This window comes from Mesorhizobium sp. 1M-11, assembly GCF_001303895.1.
In the GTDB taxonomy this organism is placed as follows: domain Bacteria; phylum Pseudomonadota; class Alphaproteobacteria; order Rhizobiales; family Rhizobiaceae; genus Mesorhizobium.
Genome location: NZ_LJSD01000037.1, coordinates 283,770 through 300,404 on the forward strand (window position 1 = coordinate 283,770; position 16,635 = coordinate 300,404).

At 61.2% G+C, this 16,635-nt stretch carries 19 protein-coding genes and 2 tRNA genes; 10 read left to right on the top strand and 11 right to left on the bottom strand.

The features are described 5' to 3' along the window. Positions 1 to 50 precede the first annotated feature (50 nt). Entirely contained in the window at positions 51 to 581 is a 531-nt protein-coding gene (ssb, locus tag AO692_RS16410) for a single-stranded DNA-binding protein (protein WP_054311104.1), read from the bottom strand. Positions 582 to 816: 235 nt separating this feature from the next. Between ssb and AO692_RS16415 the strand changes: the two genes are divergently transcribed. From AO692_RS16415 to AO692_RS16445, 7 genes are all read left to right on the top strand, one after another. Next, positions 817 to 1,131: a metalloregulator ArsR/SmtB family transcription factor gene (locus tag AO692_RS16415; RefSeq protein ID WP_054311105.1), complete on the top strand. Its 315-nt coding sequence runs from the start codon at positions 817 to 819 to the stop codon at positions 1,129 to 1,131. Next, complete coding sequence (locus tag AO692_RS16420) at positions 1,128 to 1,586, top strand: SRPBCC domain-containing protein (protein WP_054311106.1); 459 nt, start codon at positions 1,128 to 1,130, stop codon at positions 1,584 to 1,586. Before AO692_RS16415 ends, AO692_RS16420 begins: the two co-directional genes overlap by 4 nt. A 19-nt stretch (positions 1,587 to 1,605) precedes the next feature. Beyond that, a complete protein-coding gene (locus tag AO692_RS16425; RefSeq protein ID WP_054311107.1) occupies positions 1,606 to 2,217 on the top strand; it encodes an ATP-dependent Clp protease proteolytic subunit in 612 nt (203 codons plus the stop codon). Between the two features lie 44 nt (positions 2,218 to 2,261). Further along, on the top strand, positions 2,262 to 2,579 hold the full coding sequence (locus AO692_RS16430) for a hypothetical protein (protein ID WP_348271462.1): 318 nt from the start codon (positions 2,262 to 2,264) through the stop codon (positions 2,577 to 2,579). A gap of 762 nt (positions 2,580 to 3,341) precedes the next feature. Beyond that, on the top strand, positions 3,342 to 6,263 hold the full coding sequence (gene uvrA / locus AO692_RS16435) for an excinuclease ABC subunit UvrA (RefSeq protein WP_054311108.1): 2,922 nt from the start codon (positions 3,342 to 3,344) through the stop codon (positions 6,261 to 6,263). After that, positions 6,260 to 6,694, top strand: coding sequence for a DUF302 domain-containing protein (locus AO692_RS16440; protein ID WP_054311109.1), 435 nt, complete (start codon positions 6,260 to 6,262; stop codon positions 6,692 to 6,694). Before uvrA ends, AO692_RS16440 begins: the two co-directional genes overlap by 4 nt. Before the next feature lie 411 nt (positions 6,695 to 7,105). Continuing rightward, the gene (locus AO692_RS16445) at positions 7,106 to 7,912 is read left to right on the top strand and encodes a DUF72 domain-containing protein (protein ID WP_054311110.1); all 807 of its coding nucleotides are present in this window, start codon (positions 7,106 to 7,108) and stop codon (positions 7,910 to 7,912) included. A gap of 169 nt (positions 7,913 to 8,081) precedes the next feature. On the opposite strand, the gene AO692_RS16450 is transcribed toward AO692_RS16445, so the two are convergent. From AO692_RS16450 to AO692_RS16470, 5 genes are all read right to left on the bottom strand, one after another. Beyond that, positions 8,082 to 8,849, bottom strand: a complete 768-nt coding sequence (locus AO692_RS16450; protein ID WP_054311111.1) for a PopZ family protein — start codon at positions 8,847 to 8,849, stop codon at positions 8,082 to 8,084. A gap of 192 nt (positions 8,850 to 9,041) precedes the next feature. Further along, on the bottom strand, positions 9,042 to 10,421 hold the full coding sequence (locus AO692_RS16455) for a TolC family outer membrane protein (RefSeq protein WP_054311112.1): 1,380 nt from the start codon (positions 10,419 to 10,421) through the stop codon (positions 9,042 to 9,044). Positions 10,422 to 10,596: 175 nt separating this feature from the next. Beyond that, complete coding sequence (locus tag AO692_RS16460; protein WP_054311113.1) at positions 10,597 to 11,265, bottom strand: protein-L-isoaspartate O-methyltransferase; 669 nt, start codon at positions 11,263 to 11,265, stop codon at positions 10,597 to 10,599. An 83-nt stretch (positions 11,266 to 11,348) separates the two neighbouring features. Next, a tRNA-Cys gene (locus AO692_RS16465) sits at positions 11,349 to 11,422 on the bottom strand. A 177-nt stretch (positions 11,423 to 11,599) separates the two neighbouring features. Further along, positions 11,600 to 11,857 (bottom strand): hypothetical protein, encoded by a 258-nt coding sequence (locus AO692_RS16470; RefSeq protein ID WP_054311237.1) that lies wholly within the window; start codon positions 11,855 to 11,857, stop codon positions 11,600 to 11,602. A 204-nt stretch (positions 11,858 to 12,061) separates the two neighbouring features. On the opposite strand from AO692_RS16470, the gene AO692_RS16475 reads away from it, so the two are divergent. After that, positions 12,062 to 12,136, top strand: a tRNA-Asn gene (locus AO692_RS16475). A 135-nt stretch (positions 12,137 to 12,271) separates the two neighbouring features. On the opposite strand, the gene AO692_RS16480 is transcribed toward AO692_RS16475, so the two are convergent. Continuing rightward, positions 12,272 to 13,060, bottom strand: a complete 789-nt coding sequence (locus tag AO692_RS16480) for an ABC transporter ATP-binding protein (RefSeq protein WP_054311114.1) — start codon at positions 13,058 to 13,060, stop codon at positions 12,272 to 12,274. After that, positions 13,057 to 13,671, bottom strand: coding sequence for an iron ABC transporter permease (locus AO692_RS16485; RefSeq protein ID WP_082407397.1), 615 nt, complete (start codon positions 13,669 to 13,671; stop codon positions 13,057 to 13,059). Before AO692_RS16485 ends, AO692_RS16480 begins: the two co-directional genes overlap by 4 nt. On the opposite strand from AO692_RS16485, the gene AO692_RS16490 reads away from it, so the two are divergent. Further along, positions 13,665 to 14,231 carry an AraC family transcriptional regulator gene (locus AO692_RS16490; RefSeq protein ID WP_054311116.1) on the top strand — a complete coding sequence of 189 codons (567 nt, stop codon included), beginning with the start codon at positions 13,665 to 13,667 and terminating at the stop codon, positions 14,229 to 14,231. The two genes, AO692_RS16485 and AO692_RS16490, sit on opposite strands and share 7 nt — an antisense overlap. Positions 14,232 to 14,384: 153 nt before the next feature. Here AO692_RS16490 and AO692_RS16495 read toward each other — a convergent pair whose 3' ends face one another. From AO692_RS16495 to AO692_RS16500, 3 genes are all read right to left on the bottom strand, one after another. After that, complete coding sequence (locus AO692_RS16495; RefSeq protein ID WP_054311117.1) at positions 14,385 to 14,675, bottom strand: Dabb family protein; 291 nt, start codon at positions 14,673 to 14,675, stop codon at positions 14,385 to 14,387. Positions 14,676 to 14,810: 135 nt separating this feature from the next. Then, on the bottom strand, positions 14,811 to 14,939 hold the full coding sequence (locus AO692_RS33880; RefSeq protein WP_280138630.1) for a hypothetical protein: 129 nt from the start codon (positions 14,937 to 14,939) through the stop codon (positions 14,811 to 14,813). Positions 14,940 to 14,948: 9 nt separating this feature from the next. Then, complete coding sequence (locus tag AO692_RS16500; protein WP_054311118.1) at positions 14,949 to 15,176, bottom strand: hypothetical protein; 228 nt, start codon at positions 15,174 to 15,176, stop codon at positions 14,949 to 14,951. Between the two features lie 58 nt (positions 15,177 to 15,234). On the opposite strand from AO692_RS16500, the gene AO692_RS16505 reads away from it, so the two are divergent. Further along, complete coding sequence (locus AO692_RS16505; RefSeq protein WP_054311119.1) at positions 15,235 to 16,491, top strand: cyclopropane-fatty-acyl-phospholipid synthase family protein; 1,257 nt, start codon at positions 15,235 to 15,237, stop codon at positions 16,489 to 16,491. Positions 16,492 to 16,635 lie beyond the last annotated feature (144 nt).

The window sequence follows — 16,635 nt, forward strand, 5'->3', positions numbered from 1 at the left end:
GGGATAGCACTTTTTAGAGGCATTGGCCGGGAGGACCCGGTTCTCAACGGTCAGAACGGGATTTCGTCATCCAGTTCGCGCGATCCGCCACCGCCGCCGCCACGATTGCCGTTTCCGCCGCCGGAACCGCCGCCCGAGTTGCGGCCACCACCGAAATCGCCAGGGCCGGATTGGCCGAAGCTGTCGCGGTTGCCACCGGAATAACCGACTTGGCCGCCTTCGCCCTGCCCGCGTGCATCGAGCATCTGCAACTCGCCACGGAACTTCTGCAGCACGACTTCGGTCGTGTAACGCTCCTGGCCACTCTGGTCCTGCCATTTGCGGGTCTGCAGTTGCCCCTCGACATAAACCTTCATGCCCTTCTTCAGATATTGCTCAGCCACCTTGGCGAGCTGGTCGTTGAAGATGACGACATTGTGCCACTCGGTCTTTTCCTTGCGCTCGCCCGAATTCTTGTCGCGCCAGGTTTCCGATGTAGCGATGCGGATGTTGACGACCGGATCGCCCGAGTTCAGCCGGCGGGTTTCGGGGTCCGCACCCAGATTGCCCACCAAAATGACCTTGTTGACGCTACCAGCCATCACACTTCTCCGCGCTCATCCGAAACCAGAATTCTCGCCGCACCATATAGGCTGAGGGGCCTGCCCGCCTCCACGGACACGCCTTTCCCACAAGGTTTTTGTTCTATCTATGTTCTAGTTCTTAACGCGGTGCTTTGTCAAGGAATGGCAGCAAATGAACGGATACAGGCCTATTTCCAATCCTTGTGCGAAACGGCTCTTGCCAAATAGATAAGTATTCACTTATGTTTTTGGCATGATCGAATCCGAAATCTTCAGGGCCCTGGCAGACCCCACCCGGCGCGCGCTGTTCGAGCGGCTTGCGGCCGGCGAGATGACCGTCTCCGAACTGCGCGCCGGCACGCCGGTTTCGCAACCGGCTGTCTCGCAACATCTTGCCGTGCTGCGTGGCGCCGGGCTGGTGAGCGAGCGCCGCGTGGGACGCAACGCCTTCTACCGCGCTGACCCGGAGGGGCTGTCACCACTTCTCGGGTGGATCGAACGTTACCGCGCCTTCTGGCCTGACCGCATCGAAAGGCTGAAGACCGTGCTGAAGGAGATGGATCAATGACCCGCGAACCCCATGAAGACATCGTTGTCGAATGCGATCTGCCCGAGGCGCCGGAAAAGGTTTGGCGCGCGCTCACCGAGCCGGAAATCGTCGCGGCCTGGCTGATGCCGAACGACATCAAGGCCGAAACCGGGCATCGTTTTTCGCTCGGCACCGAAGGCGGTATCGATTGCACGGTGCTAGAAGCGGAGCCTGGCCGCCTGCTGCGCTATTCCTGGCATGAACGGGACGCCGGATCCAAAGGGACAAGCGGCTTCGACAGCGTCGTCACCTTCGAACTGGCGCGTACTGCCAATGGCGGGACACACCTGCGCGTCGTGCATGACGGCTTCATCGCAGCGACAACAGCCACCTGCAGCATTTCCGGTGCCAATTGCAGCGTCGCTATCAATGCCCCCAGGCCCAACAGGACCCTCGCCTCAGCCAACGCGCCGCAATGGCGCATGGCCGCCTGAATCAAAAGGAACCAATACGATGTCCGGTGTTGCCAACCTTGTGCCCATGGTGATCGAGCAGTCGAGCCGCGGCGAACGCTCCTTCGACATTTTCTCCCGGCTGCTGCGCGAACGCATCATCTTCGTCAACGGCCAGATCGAAGACAACATGGCCGCCATCATCTGCGCGCAGTTGCTGACGCTCGAAGCGGATAATCCGGAAAAAGAAGTATCGCTCTACATCAATTCGCCGGGCGGCGTGGTGAGTTCCGGCTTCGCCATCTACGACACGATGCGTTACATCTCCTGCCCGGTCTCGACGGTGTGCATGGGCTTTGCCGCCTCGATGGGCTCATTCCTGCTGATGGCTGGCGACCCTGGCCGGCGCATCGCGCTACCCAACAGCAAGGTCGTGCTGCACCAGCCGCTCGGCGGCTTCCAGGGCCAGGCATCGGACATCCAGCGTCATGCAGAGGCCATCCTTAAAACCAAGCGGCAGATGATCGAACTCTATGCACAGCATTGCGGCCGCACGATCGAAGAGGTCGAGAACACGCTCGACCGCGACCACTTCATGAGCGCCGAGGACGCCAAGGCCTGGGGACTGGTCGACCATGTCTACGACACGCGCAAACGCGCCACCGCCGCATGAGCCTTCGGGTTTTCTGACAGCATGGGAGACAGCCGGCACTGGCCGTGTCGACCGAACATGCCTATGTTGCAGCCATGAACTTCATGGCTGCCTTTATCCGTACGAATTTCGCTGCTCTCGCAATTCTCGCCCTCTCGGCCCCGATTGCGCTTGCAGGAGAAGCGACCAGACAGACGGCAAAGCCCCTTCCCGGGGTCAATGGCGGCTACAGCATCGTCAAACCGGCTGCCCCGCAGCCGGAACCTGACGATTATGACCCGGCCACCGGCCGCCAATTCAAGGTTGGCGACATGGACGTGCGCATTTCCGGTTCGGTGATCGTGGATGTCGGCGCCGGCGACATTCCTGCGCCGCGACGCTGAACGCGTTCAGGCACGATGTCTGCTTCAAAAGCGCAGGAGATTCCTTTGCACGTCTGAATGGGTGCAAGGCGCTCCAAACGGGTCGGATGAGGGTCCCTGTCAGCTCAAAATAACAGCCCCGCCGCTGCCCATGGCATGCGGACGGGGCTTTTGAGGGTTTTACCCAGGTCTACCGGGAGCGTTTTACCGGTTTTGGGTTTCGGGTGCTTCGCGGCTCACAGCCGACGACCCGACTAGTGGTCTCTGATTGTAGGGGATCGGCAGGTCACGGTTTGCGCAGAAAAGCACTGCCTTCCTGACACCTATGCCTGCCGCGGCTCCAACGACAGGTGGAGCCCGAAGGGACTGTCCGGTGGGGTCATGCCTCGCTCCTTCTGCTGGTTGCTCTTGCCGTCTTCCCGAACTCTCACTCGTTTGGTCTGCGGCGCCTCGCAGACCGCCTTCCGGCACGAGGATCGCCACAGGGCGATCGGTTCAGGCGACGAACCGACCTTGCGCCTTCGCTTCCGTAGCGTCAACCGATGACCGATCGATTACAAAAATTGTGATCGGAACGATCCGGAACGTCACGTTCTGCTGACATCGCCTTGTCAGGAGCACGTTCGGCCTTTGTTCTTTTTTGCTTGCTCGCTCGCGCGAAAGGCGGTTAAACGCTGGGATTGGCCGGAGTCTCTCGATCTTGCGGCGAAAATACCCCATATGAGCGGACGGCGGCAGGGTTCGCCGATCCGAGACATTGCAAAGCTGAGGCGGCGGAGCGGCATGGCCGACCATAAGTACATTTCCATTCGCGGCGCGCGCGAGCACAATCTGAAGAATGTCGATCTCGATCTGCCGCGAGACAGCCTCGTCGTCATGACCGGCCTGTCCGGCTCGGGCAAATCGTCACTTGCCTTCGACACAATCTATGCGGAAGGGCAGCGCCGCTACGTCGAAAGCCTTTCTGCCTATGCCCGCCAGTTCCTGGAGATGATGCAGAAGCCGGACGTCGACCAGATCGACGGTCTGTCGCCCGCCATCTCGATCGAGCAGAAGACCACGTCCCGCAATCCGCGTTCGACGGTCGGCACCGTCACCGAAATCTACGACTATATGCGCCTGCTGTTCGCGCGCGTCGGTGTGCCATATTCGCCGGCCACCGGCCTGCCGATCGAGAGCCAGACCGTCTCGCAGATGGTCGACCGCGTGCTGGCGCTGGAGGAAGGCACCCGCCTTTACATCACGGCACCGATGGTGCGCGGCCGCAAGGGTGAGTACAAGAAGGAGCTGCTGGAGCTTCAGAAGAAGGGCTTCCAGCGCGTCAAGGTCGACGGCACCTTCTACGAGATCGCCGACGTGCCGGCGCTCGACAAGAAGTACAAGCACGACATCGACGTCGTCGTCGACCGCATCGTCGTGCGTGCCGACCTCGCTACGCGTCTGGCCGATTCCATGGAAACGGCGCTGAAACTGGCAGAAGGGCTCGCAGTCGCGGAATTCGCCGACAAACCATTGCCCGCGGCAGCGACAGCGGAAGAATCCGCTTACAAATCGAAGAACGAGACACACGAACGCATCCTGTTTTCGGAAAAGTTCGCCTGCCCGGTTTCCGGTTTCACCATCCAGGAAATCGAGCCGCGGCTGTTCTCTTTCAACAACCCGTTCGGTGCCTGCCCGACCTGTGACGGCCTCGGCAGCCAGCGTGCCATCGACGAAAACCTCGTCGTGCCGGACGACAACATAACCCTGCGCGACGGTGCTGTGGCACCGTGGGCGAAATCCACCTCGCCCTATTATTCGCAGACGCTGGAAGCGCTGGGCAAGGTCTATGACTTCAAATTGGGCGACAAGTTCAAGGATCTCAAGGACGATGCCCGGCAGGCCATCCTGCGCGGCACCGGCGAGCGCGAGATCACCTTCAACTATGACGACGGCCTGCGCTCCTACAAGACCACCAAGACGTTCGAGGGCGTGATCCCCAATCTCGAGCGGCGCTGGAAGGAAACGGAATCGGCCTGGATGCGCGAGGAGATCGAGCGCTTCATGTCGGCCACGCCCTGCCCCGCCTGCGGCGGCTACCGCCTCAAGCCCGAAGCGCTGGCGGTCAAGATCGCAGGCAAGCACATCGGCGAAGTGACGGAGTTGTCGATCCGCAAGGCCGATGCCTGGTTCACCGAATTGCCGGCGCAGCTCAACGAGAAGCAGACTGAAATCGCCGTACGGGTGCTCAAAGAGATCCGCGAACGGTTGCGTTTCCTCAACGACGTCGGTCTCGACTATCTGACGCTGTCGCGCAATTCCGGCACGCTGTCGGGCGGCGAAAGCCAGCGTATCCGCCTCGCTTCGCAGATCGGCTCCGGCCTCACCGGCGTTCTCTACGTGCTGGACGAGCCGTCGATCGGCCTGCACCAGCGCGATAACGCGCGCCTGATCGAAACGCTGAAGCATCTGCGCGACATCGGCAATACGGTGATTGTCGTCGAACACGATGAGGACGCCATCCTCACTGCCGACTATGTCGTCGACATCGGCCCGGCGGCCGGCATCCATGGCGGGCAGATCGTCGCGCAGGGCACGCCGCGCGAGATCATGGCCAACCCCAATTCGATCACCGGCAAATATCTGTCCGGCGAGCTCGAGATCGAGACCCCGGTCGAGCGCCGCCCCGGCAAGAAGGGCAAGCGCATCAAGATCGTCGGCGCGCGCGGCAACAATTTGAAGAACGTCTCCGCCGAATTCCCGCTCGGTACCTTCACCGCCGTCACCGGCGTATCGGGCGGCGGCAAGTCGACCTTCCTGATCGAGACGCTGTTCAAGGCGGCGTCGCGCCGCATCATGGGTTCGCGTGAGCATCCGGCCGAGCATGACCGCATCGAAGGGCTTGAGTTCCTGGACAAGGTCATCGACATCGACCAGAGCCCGATCGGCCGCACGCCACGTTCCAACCCGGCGACCTATACCGGCGCCTTCACGCCGATCCGCGATTGGTTCGCGGGGCTTCCCGAGGCGAAGGCGCGCGGCTACCAGCCGGGCCGCTTCTCCTTCAACGTCAAGGGCGGCCGCTGCGAGGCGTGCCAGGGCGATGGCGTCATCAAGATCGAGATGCACTTCCTGCCGGACGTCTACGTCACCTGTGATGTCTGTCACGGCAAGCGCTACAACCGCGAAACGCTGGATGTCACTTTCAAGGGCAAGTCCATCGCCGACGTGCTCGACATGACGGTCGAGGAAGGCGTCGAGTTCTTCGCCGCGGTGCCGGCGGTGCGCGACAAGCTGATCACGCTCAACCAGGTTGGCCTCGGCTATATCCACATCGGCCAGCAGGCAACAACATTGTCGGGGGGTGAAGCACAGCGCATCAAGCTCGCCAAGGAACTGTCGCGCAAGGCGACCGGCAAGACGCTCTACATCCTCGATGAGCCGACCACCGGCTTGCATTTCCACGATGTGGCGAAGCTGCTCGAAGTGCTGCATGAGCTGGTCGATCAGGGCAATACCGTCATCGTGATCGAGCACAATCTCGAGGTCATCAAGACAGCCGACTGGGTGCTCGACCTCGGCCCCGAGGGTGGCGACGGTGGCGGTGAGCTGGTGGCCTCTGGTACACCCGAGGATATCGTCGCGGAACCGCGCAGCTACACCGGCCAGTTCCTCAAGGAGCTTCTGGAGCGCCGGCCGAAAGGCAAGCGCGAGGCGGCCGAGTGACCGATAGCGTGGGCGTGGTTTCCGTCGAGAGCCGGTTCGGGGTCGCCGAAACCACCGACCGGCTGGCGGAGACAGTGGCCCGGCTGGGCCTCTACGTCTTCGCTCGCATCGACCATGCAGCCGGTGCGCGGGATGTCGGTGTGTCGCTTCGCCCGACGCAGCTTTTGATCTTCGGCAATCCGAAGGGTGGCACGCCGCTGATGCAGGACAAGCAGATTGCCGGCATCGACCTGCCGGTGAAGGCGCTTGCGTGGGAAGACGAAGCCGGCAAGGTCTGGCTCTCATACAACGCGGCTGACTGGATCGCTGCCCGCCATGGGCTGGGCGACGCCAGCGTGACAGCGGTCCAGGCGATTGCCGACGGTATGGGCAAGGTCATCGGAATGGCGGCCGGGCGCAAACAGCAGGCTTCAGAGCCTCGCGCGCATTGACGATCTCCCAGCCTGGGCTGAACAAAAAAAGAGCAGACGAAGTCTAACTCGCCTGCTCTCCCCTAGCATTTGGCGGCAACGCGGCCGTTGGCACCGCGCACCACCCCCGAGCCAAAGAACCGGGAGAACGGTATTAACGGTCTGTCTCATTTTAGCGCATCTTGATCCAAGGTACATACCTCAATTGGGGGAGATGCGCGGCTTTGGGCTGGAACGGCAAGGCTTTAAAAAGCGGCATGCCGCGACGATCCAGCCCAGCTTGCCACGCCGCGAAGGCCAGGAATGCTGAACGGAGTTGGCAGGAGGATCGTCAGCGGTTGCCGATTTCGGATGGTCTGTAACGCCTTGCCGTGGTTTGACTTGCCTGAGCAGACACACCCGATCAACCGAACGACCCAGTGGAGGATGAAAATGAGCGCAGCAGGCAGGATCCGGTCGGGCATGGGCGGTTGGACGTTCGAGCCCTGGGACACGTCGTTCTATCCGGAGACGCTGTCGAAGGCCAAGCAGCTCAACTACGCCTCGCGGCAGGTGCCGACAATCGAGGTCAACGGCACCTACTACTCGACCTTCAAGCCGCCGACCTTTGCCAAATGGGCGAAGGATGCTCCGGACGATTTTGTATTTTCGCTGAAGGCGATCCGCTTTGCGACCAACCGCCGGGTGCTGGGCGAAGCAGGCGAATCGGTGCAGCGCTTCCTCGACTCAGGCGTCTCGGAACTCGGCGACAAGCTGGGGCCGATTCTTTGGCAGTTCGCCCCGACCAAGCGCTTCGACGCCGACGACTTCGGCGCCTTCCTCGCACTCCTGCCCGAAAAGCAGGACGGCGTGGCGCTACGCCATGCGGTGGAGGTCCGCCACGATTCCTTCACAGTGCCCGAATTCCCCGCGCTGGCGCGCAAGCACAATGTCGCGATCGTTTATGCCGACCATGCCAAATATCCGGCGATCGCCGATGCAACCGGCGACTTCGTCTATGCACGGCTCCAGACGGGCAGCGACGACAACCCGGATTGCTATACGCCGAAAGCGCTCGACCAATGGGCCGAACGCGCCAAAGTCTGGGCCGCCGGCAAGGAACCTGATGACCTGAAGCGCGCCGACCCCAGCACCAAGGCCGAAGTAAAGCCGAGAGACGTGTTCGTCTACTTCATCACCGAGGGCAAGGTCCGCGCGCCGTTCGGCGCGATGGCGCTGATGAAGCGCGTCGGAAATTGAAGAACTAAAAAACGAAAGCCGCCTCATTAGAGCGCCGCGCGTCCATTCGGACGCGCAAAGGACGCTCTAAAACTTTTGTATCTGCGCATCGTGCTTTCCGAAAATCGATTCCGATTTTCGGGCCGATGTGCTTGAAGCGGCTTTCATGCCTTACGATAGAAAGGTCGGGTCAGGAGCCTCGCGCAACGCGTTCGATTTCTTCGCGCACGAGGCGCTCGACCAGCGTCGGCAAATTGTTGTCCAGCCAGTCCTGAAGCATTGGGCGCAGCATCTCGGCAGCCATGTCGTCGAAGGTCTTCTTGGCTCGCCCGGCGAAAGCTTCCGATAATTCTTCAAAGGAAGCAGCCACCTGACGGCTGGTATGTTCAGAAATCAGGGAAGGCCGCAACGCCGCGGTTTCAACCGCCGCCGCACGCTGGACCCCGAATTCGGCCTGCTCACGGATGGTATCGACATTATCGGGCTGCGTTGCGAAAACGGCGTCTTCCTGCTCCAAGGCTTCATCCGCTTTTGTACCGGAAACAATCTCGACCTCGCGAGGCCAGGCGGCTCGAAGCTGACCTGCAGCCTCTTCCCTGTCGGCAACCGGCTGCGGCGTGGACCGTTCGGAAGCTGTCATCGTACCGATTTCAGCCAGCGTGATCACGGACGCTGCCGGGCGTGGTTCAGGCGCTTCGGCGGCAAGCTGTGCCTGAACCTCGGCTAGGCTGACCGGCTTGTTCGGTGTTTCGGCATGCAACTCGCTGCGGAATGCATCGACTTCAGGCGCCTCGACAGGTGCGGATTGCGTCGTCGCCACTTCATCGTCCTGACGCGTCTCGACCGTCTCAATCGTGCTTTTGCGGCCTGTGTCGCTGTCTTCGATGATCCTGCGGATGGAAGCCAGGATCTCTTCCATCGAAGGTTCGCGTTGCGCGCTGCTTGCTGCCGTGGCCATTGTCACATTCGCCGCCCTGGAAACCTGTTGCATTTTCGCCCGGCACCAAGGCCGGTTCGAATCATGCGTCAAGCGTAACCGACCGATTGCAATCGGAGAATCCCCAAACTGGGGACTCGGGCGGTTTCAACAGATTAGAAAATAAAACAGCCCCGCTTTGCGGGGCTGTCAAATTCATCGATCCGAGAGAAGTTAGCGACCATCCGGCGTACGCAGGCCGTACCACTTGTCCTTGACGGCCTTGTAGTGCTCTTCCGGATTGTACTTCGCCACCCGCAGCCCAAGGCGCTCGACGGTGAGCCGGCCCATCGCCTGCAGAATGCCGTAGCTGGCAATGACCACATCGCGCTCGGAAGCGGCCAGATTGATCTGCGCGCTGAAAACCACGTTCTGCGCGTTCAGGACGTCCAGCGTGGTCTGCTGGCCGACATTGCGCTCCTCGATCACGCCGTTCAGTGCCAGTTGCGCGGCCGCGATGGAAGCGCGGTTGGCGTCGACATTCTCCCGGGCAGCCTGATAGGCGGTCCATGCCGCGACCACAGCATTGCGAACCTGATCGCGTGCCACGTCGACCTCGATACGGGCCTGGCCGAGCCGTTCCTTCTGCTGGCGCACCGTCGCGGCCGTGCGGCCACCGGAATAGATCGGCACCGTCAGCGTCGCACCAACGCTGGCCGAGGTCGACGAACCGTCCGGGCTCAGGATACTGCCGGGCGATGCATCCCGGTAATTGCGGGAAATGCCCGCCGATGCACTCACCTGCGGCAGCAGAGCACCCTCCGCCGCCTTGACGCCAAAGCCCGAGGAATCGACCAGATGCTGGTTGGCCAGGATGGCTGGATTTTCGTTGTTGGCCGCCGCGATCGCATTTTCGATGTTCGATGGCAAAAGTTTGCCCAGCGGCGACGGCGCTTTCAGCTTGCCTGGCTGATCACCGATGATCTGGCGATAGACACCCGCGCTGGCCAGCGCCTGGGCCTGCGCCGCGCTCAACTGCGCCTGCGCGGTCGAGCGCTGAGCTTCCGCCTGCGCAACGTCGGTGCGAGTGCCCTCGCCCACTTCGAAACGCGACCGCGCGGCGCGTACCTGCTCGGTCAAGGCCTTCAGGTTCTGTTCCGTCAGCCTCGCGACCTGGCGGTCGTGGATGACGTTCATATAGGCCTGGGCAGCCGCGAAGAGCGTGGCATTCTGCTGATTGTTCAGCCCTTCCTGGGAAGCCCGCACCTGCGCTTCCGCTGCGGCCACATTGTTCTTGGTCTGGAAGCCGTCGAACAGGGTCTGGTTGATCTGCACGCCGAAATTGCCGGTCGTCAGGCGACCGGCATTGTTTCCACGCGTGCTCGAATAGTCGATGCTGGCCGAACCGGTGATGGTCGGGCGCCAGCCCGACTTGGCAATCGCCACGCCTTCATCGGTCACCCGCACGCCGGCGCGCGTTGAATTCAGCGTCGAGTTGTTCTGATAGGCTTTGGACAGTGCGCCGAGAATAGTTTCGGCAGATGCCGCGGCGGGAGAAAGCGCGGTCACCGAAGCAAGTAGAATAGCGAGGAAACTCTTGTTCACAGAATGCACGGCAAATCCTCATTCTTCATTGGAAACCACGCAAGAACGGCTGCCGTCATTTTGGCAACCGTCATCGCGTGTTTGTGTTCCCTGCCGTTAGCCCGTCTCCCCAAATCCGAACCACCGGCAACGATCTGTTAACACAAGCCATCATGCCGCGACGCGAGCCGCAAGAGCAAATCTCTCAGAATTCGAAAACACGCACACGTTCGAATCCCGGTAGTGGCTTTATTGCCGCATTAAATGCACGCCGCCCGGTCGCGATACCAGTAGTCTTCAAAAACAGACGTGCGACACCGGCATTGCCGTGGCCTTCCACGGCGACGAGTCGGCCGCCTTCGGCGAGTTGGTCCAGAAGCGCCTGCGGCACTTCCTCGACGCTGCCGCCGACAAAAATCACATTGTACGGCCCCTTTTGGGGATCGCCGTCGCGCAATGCGCCCTCGACAACGGTGACATTGTCGTAGCCGAGCGACGACAGGGTCGTGCGTGCCGCTTCCGCCAGGCCCGAATCGCTTTCCAGAGCAACGACGGACTTCGCCACCCGGGAAAGGATTGCTGCGGAGTAGCCGGTACCGCATCCGACATCGAGAACGGTATCGTCAGCACTGATTCCCGCGAGCTGGAGCAGCTTGGCCAAGGGCGATGGCTCCATCAGGTAGCGCGGTTCACCGGCGACGCGGCTGATGCGGATATCCTCATCGATGTAGGCGAGATCGCTCTGGCTGGCAGGCAGGAAAGCCTCACGCGGAACTGTAAGGAAGGCGTCGAGCAGCGAAGCGTTCGTCACATCGGTGGTGCGCAACTGGCCATCGACCATCTTCACGCGGCGTGCGGAGAAATCAGCGCTCATGTTCCAACCGTCCCGCTTCCGGCGCACGTGCCGCGCCTACAGTCATCAAGAACGCCCACCGGCATAGGACGCCGGCTTGGGATTGGAGGCCTCGCCCGGAATCGAACCGGGGTGCAAGGATTTGCAGTCCTCTGCGTAACCACTCCGCCACGAGGCCTCATCGCTCCCGGCGTTCCACGGCGCTTCAATAGGTTGGGCCGTTTTGGCAGTCAAGGACACAGGCTTCATTCTGGAAACAATTCCCTAACCTATTCTGAACAGCCGCCCCAAGGCGGCCGCATCGTCCGGGACGGCGGCGATGGAAAAGCACCAGACTGCGCGGATGAGAGGCCGCCTACGAGCGCCGACGGCGCTCCCACCAGACCACGATACGGCGGCGATGGCGTCGAATCACCGCGAACTCGTAGGAAAGCACCAGGAAGCCGACCGGCAACATCCACAGGCCCAGCACCGGCAGGAACCAAAGCAGGCCACCAAACAGGAACGCCACACCAATGGCGATGCGCAACGCACGCGACCGCGGCAATGCGAAGTCGCGCCCGAACGCCGAAATCTTGTGTTTTCGTTTGCGAGGCTCGCTGTCTGCGTTCATGCCTTGCACCGCTCCGCTCATCCTTGCTCCCTTGCCTGACCGGGCTTCAAACGCCCTGTTTACCGGCATCGGCGCCTGATATGATGGCATGACGTGGCGATTGCGAGAACGCGCCACAGAAAAACCTTCGAAAAAATACGAATTCCCGCTTTGCAAAGCCGAAAAGGATCGCTATAGCCACCCCCGTTCACACGAGAGCCCTGTTCCCCGGTAGCTCAGTGGTAGAGCAACCGGCTGTTAACCGGTTGGTCGCTGGTTCGAATCCGGCCCGGGGAGCCACTTCGGTACGAAACTGCGAGTATCGTACCCTGCTCTATGCAATGCAGACTTTCCAGTAGATCGCTTAAGGCGCAACTGCGTCGTTAAAACGATCTTCCCCTTCCCGCCAAGCGGGCTTCCTTGCGCTGCAACCAGTTAAGTCGGCAGGACATCCTCGATGTCGATGCGCAATCGCCCCGCTTCATTCGTCTCCACACGCGCTTCGACGCCGTAGGCCAGCCGAAGCGTTTGCGGAGTGATCGCTTCAGCGGGTTGACCGAAAGCGATCAGATCGCCCTTCGCCAGAATGGCGGTACGATCAGCCCAACGACATGCGAGCGACAGATCGTGCAAGATCGCCACGACGATGGCTTCGCTCCTGCGTGCATAGTCTCGCACAAGACGCATGGCGCGAATCTGATGTGCGAGATCGAGCGCACTCGTCGGTTCATCGAGCAGCAGCAACCGAGGTTCCCGGACCGTTGCCTGTGCGAGACTCGCCAACTGGCGCTGACCGCCTGAGAGATGATCGAAGGGATAGAGCGCGAGATCACCGATACCAAACTGCTCCAAAGCCGAGAATGCCCTTCGTCTTAGCTGGCCGTTCGACACGATTCCATTCGATGGCGCTGCTTTCAGGGCCGCGAACACCCCCTCGAAAACGTTGAGCGCGATCCCGGACGGGAGCGATTGAGGCATGAAGGCAACGCGCTTCGCCCGCTCCGTCAGGGTGAGTGCGAGCAGATCGACTCCGTCCAGACGGGCTTCTCCGCGTGCGGGTGTTAGCCCCGCAAGCGACCGCATCAAGGTGGACTTGCCGGCCGCATTCGGTCCGACCAGCGCAATCACCTCTCCGGGGACAAGGCGTGGCAGGCTCAGCTTGTTTACAATCCGTCGAGAGCCGTATCCTGCTTCGAGGCCGCGAATTTCGAGGCCTTCCGTCATCGGACTGCCTTCCGCCGCATCACCAGCAGGAAGAACACCGGCAGACCGATAAAAGCTGTGACGATCCCGATCGGAATGATGGCTCCAGGCAGGATCGTCTTGGCTGCCACGCTCGCAAGCGACATGACGAGCGCCCCGGTCATCGCGCTTGCGGGCAGGAAGAAGCGATGATCCTCCCCGATAATCAGGCGCGCAATGTGTGGGCCGACGAGCCCGATGAAGCCGATTGTGCCGCAGAATGCGACCGCGGTCGCGGCCAGCAGACTTATCCGCAGGAGGGAGTAGAAGCGCACGCGACCGACATCGACACCAAAGCTCATCGCCCGATCGTCGCCAAACCGCAGTGCTGTCATCCTCCACGACGCACGCAACGAAAACGGAAGAACAACGGCCACCACCGCCGCGAGCGCGCCCACGGTTCCCCAGGTGGTTCTCGCCAGGCTGCCCATGCCCCAGAACACGAACTGCTGGAGAGCATCAGCCGTGGCCAGGAACTGAATGAGAGCAACCCCAGCGTTGAAAGCGAACAAAAGGCCGACTCCGAACAGGATCAACGTATCGGACCCGCCACCGGATCGTCGCGAGAGCGCCTGGAGAGGGTCCGTTGGAATTGTGCACCGCCTATATGGAACCCGGCATGGTCAATGAGGCTGTGTTCTCGCACGGATGCCGGATGATACGTGTTTCGGCCCTCCTCGACGCCGGACTCCGCGCCCTCGCGGAAGAAAGCTCGGGTGAAGTTCAGGATGAACGCGGAGCACTCCTTGCCCGCCTGATCGTCAGCGAAATCGAGCGCGCACAAGATGCCGATTTTGCCATCCCCATGCCGCAGGACCTGCGCCTGCGACGCATCTGTGATGCGCTGATCGAAACGCCGTCGTTGGAAACGGATATCGATTCCTGGGGCTCAATTGTTGGCCTGAGCCGACGAACCCTGACGAGAAAATTCAGGGCGGAAACATCCTTGACCTTTGGCGAATGGCGACGCCGTTTGCGGGCTGCAAGGGCAACGATCCAGCAGACGGAAGGCCAGCCATTGCGTGCTGTCGCCGGAAAAGTTGGATACCGCACCGCTCATGGCCTTCAAGCAATGATCGAACGCTGCAAGGTCCGCCGCGGATTGACCGGCACGAACAACCAGCGAAACAGCGCCCCACATCGCAACCCATGACGCGCTGCCTTGTGCAGCCGAACGCCCTCCGTCGCAGAGCGTGACTTGTCAGTCGAAATGCCACTCTGACAAGGATCTTCGTACGAAACGGCGTCGCGGTCCTGATTGACGGTCATGATGCCGACGGCGACAAAATCGTCGGACGGAACCGACTTAACTGACCGCCACGACATCCGCCGAAAAGCGCAGTTCCCGCATCGGGCGCACCTTGTTGGTCGTCTCGGAATAAATCGGATGCGCCTTGTAGGCCGCAAGCGCGGCGGCGTCCTCGAACTCGGCATAGACGACGATGTCGATCTTGTCGCACATCGGATCGACCTTGGAATTGAGCGTCACTTCGAACAGGCGCGAATGCGGGATCCGCCCCAGGGCAAGCAGGCCGGTGCGAACCTTTTCGACATCTTCGTCGGGCCGCACGCTGAAGAAAACGATGTGCCGGATCAATCCAGTCTCCCTGGCACCTTGCCCGCGAGGTATTGCCAGGCGGGCGCTGCATTCTTTGAGATCAGCAGCTTCTGGGCCAGCGGCACACTGGCGTCAACCGGCAGGTTGTCGCGGCGAGCCAGTCGATGGTCTGGATCAACCGGTGATGTAGGCAATCGCGTGGCTGATGCCTTTCGTTCCCGCATCCATGTAGCGGCCCTCATTGTAGAGGCCGTCCCAGATCAGGAAGAAAGCAATCGCGGCAATGAAGATGACGAGGCGCATGAGCGTACGCTAGTCGATTTCGATTACCATATTCATAACCTCCTTTTCGCTCGCCGCAGCACCTTCCAGGCGACGGCTCTTTGCCCCAATCGGGCGCCGCGCCTGCCCCTTGCCAGCCGCCGCGACACGATAGAAAATCATCAATGGATTCATCACGAAGCGACGGGCCCTGCCGGGCGCGCCGTTTTGTTGTTTTCGGGAGAGGAAATCCGCGCCGTGCAGTGCATGGCGCAGCAACGGATGGGTCCGATCAGGAGCGGCAGAGGGAATCTGCTTCTGAACAGGAGGGGACTTTATGAATGAAAATCACCGAACCGCGACGCCGATGACGGACGCCATCCGCCTCGACGAGCGCAATTTCGCCGAAATCGTCAAAGGACTGCCGGCCAAGGCACGCATGGTGTTCAAGGCCGCCATGGCCATGCCGCGCGGCTCGCTCAAGGTTCGCATGCCCGATGGGCGCGCCGTCCTGGTTGAGGGCAAGGCCCCCGGCCCGAACGCCGAACTGGTGCTGAACAACTGGCGACTGCCCAACCGCGCCTTCACCGGCGGCACGATCGGGGTTGCCGAGTCCTATATGGACGGCGACTGGGAGAGCCCGGACGTGACGAGCTTCCTGGAGCTCTTCGTGGTGAATACCGAAACCGGAGAAAAGGTGGCTGGCGGTGCCAGTTGGATCGTCAACACCGTGCAGCGCGTCCGCCATTGGCTGAACGAGAACACGCACACAGGCTCGAAACGCAACATCTCGGCACATTACGACCTCGGCAACGCCTTCTACCAGAAATGGCTCGACCCGAGCATGACGTATTCATCGGCGCTTTATTCGACAGGTGCCAATGATCTCGAAAGCGCTCAGGCTGCCAAGTATCGGGCGCTCGCCAAGGATATCGGCATCGGCACGCAGGACCATGTTCTTGAAATCGGCTGCGGCTGGGGCGGTTTTGCCGAGTTCGCCGCCCGTGAAATCGGTTGCCGCGTCACGGGCCTCACCATCAGCCGCGAACAGCATGATTTCGCCAAGGCACGCATCCAACGGGCCGGCCTCGGCGACAAGGTCGACATCAAGCTGCAGGACTATCGCGACGAAACCGGCAAATACGACCGCATCGCTTCGATCGAGATGTTCGAGGCGGTCGGCGAAAAATACTGGCCGACCTTTTTCGGCAAGGTGAAGGAGTGCCTGAAGCCCGGCGGCACCGCCGGCTTCCAGATCATCACCATCAACGAAGCCGCCTACAAGACCTATCGCGTCCGGCCGGATTTCATCCAGCGCTATGTCTTCCCGGGCGGTATGCTGCCGACGCCGACGATCCTCAAATCGCTCGGCGCCGATCATGGCCTCGCCTATCTGGCCGAGCGCGTCTTTGCCCAGGATTATGCCCGCACATTGGCGGAATGGCGCCAGCGTTTCTGGACGTCCTGGGAACGGATCGTCCCCCTCGGCTTCGACGACCGCTTCAAGAAACTCTGGGAGTTCTATCTCCACTATTGCGAGGCGGGCTTCCGTTCGAGCTATATCGACGTGCGCCAGGTCATCTACAAGGCCTGAGCCGCCCAGTCGCGGCCGCCTGCAGGAGCATGATCCGAACGGAAGGTCCGCGCCGCAGAAGCAACGGAACCTTTCGAGGAAAGATCATACGATAAAACAAATAGATGGAGTGGAATGCTGATTCATCTTGATCGCATTCTACTC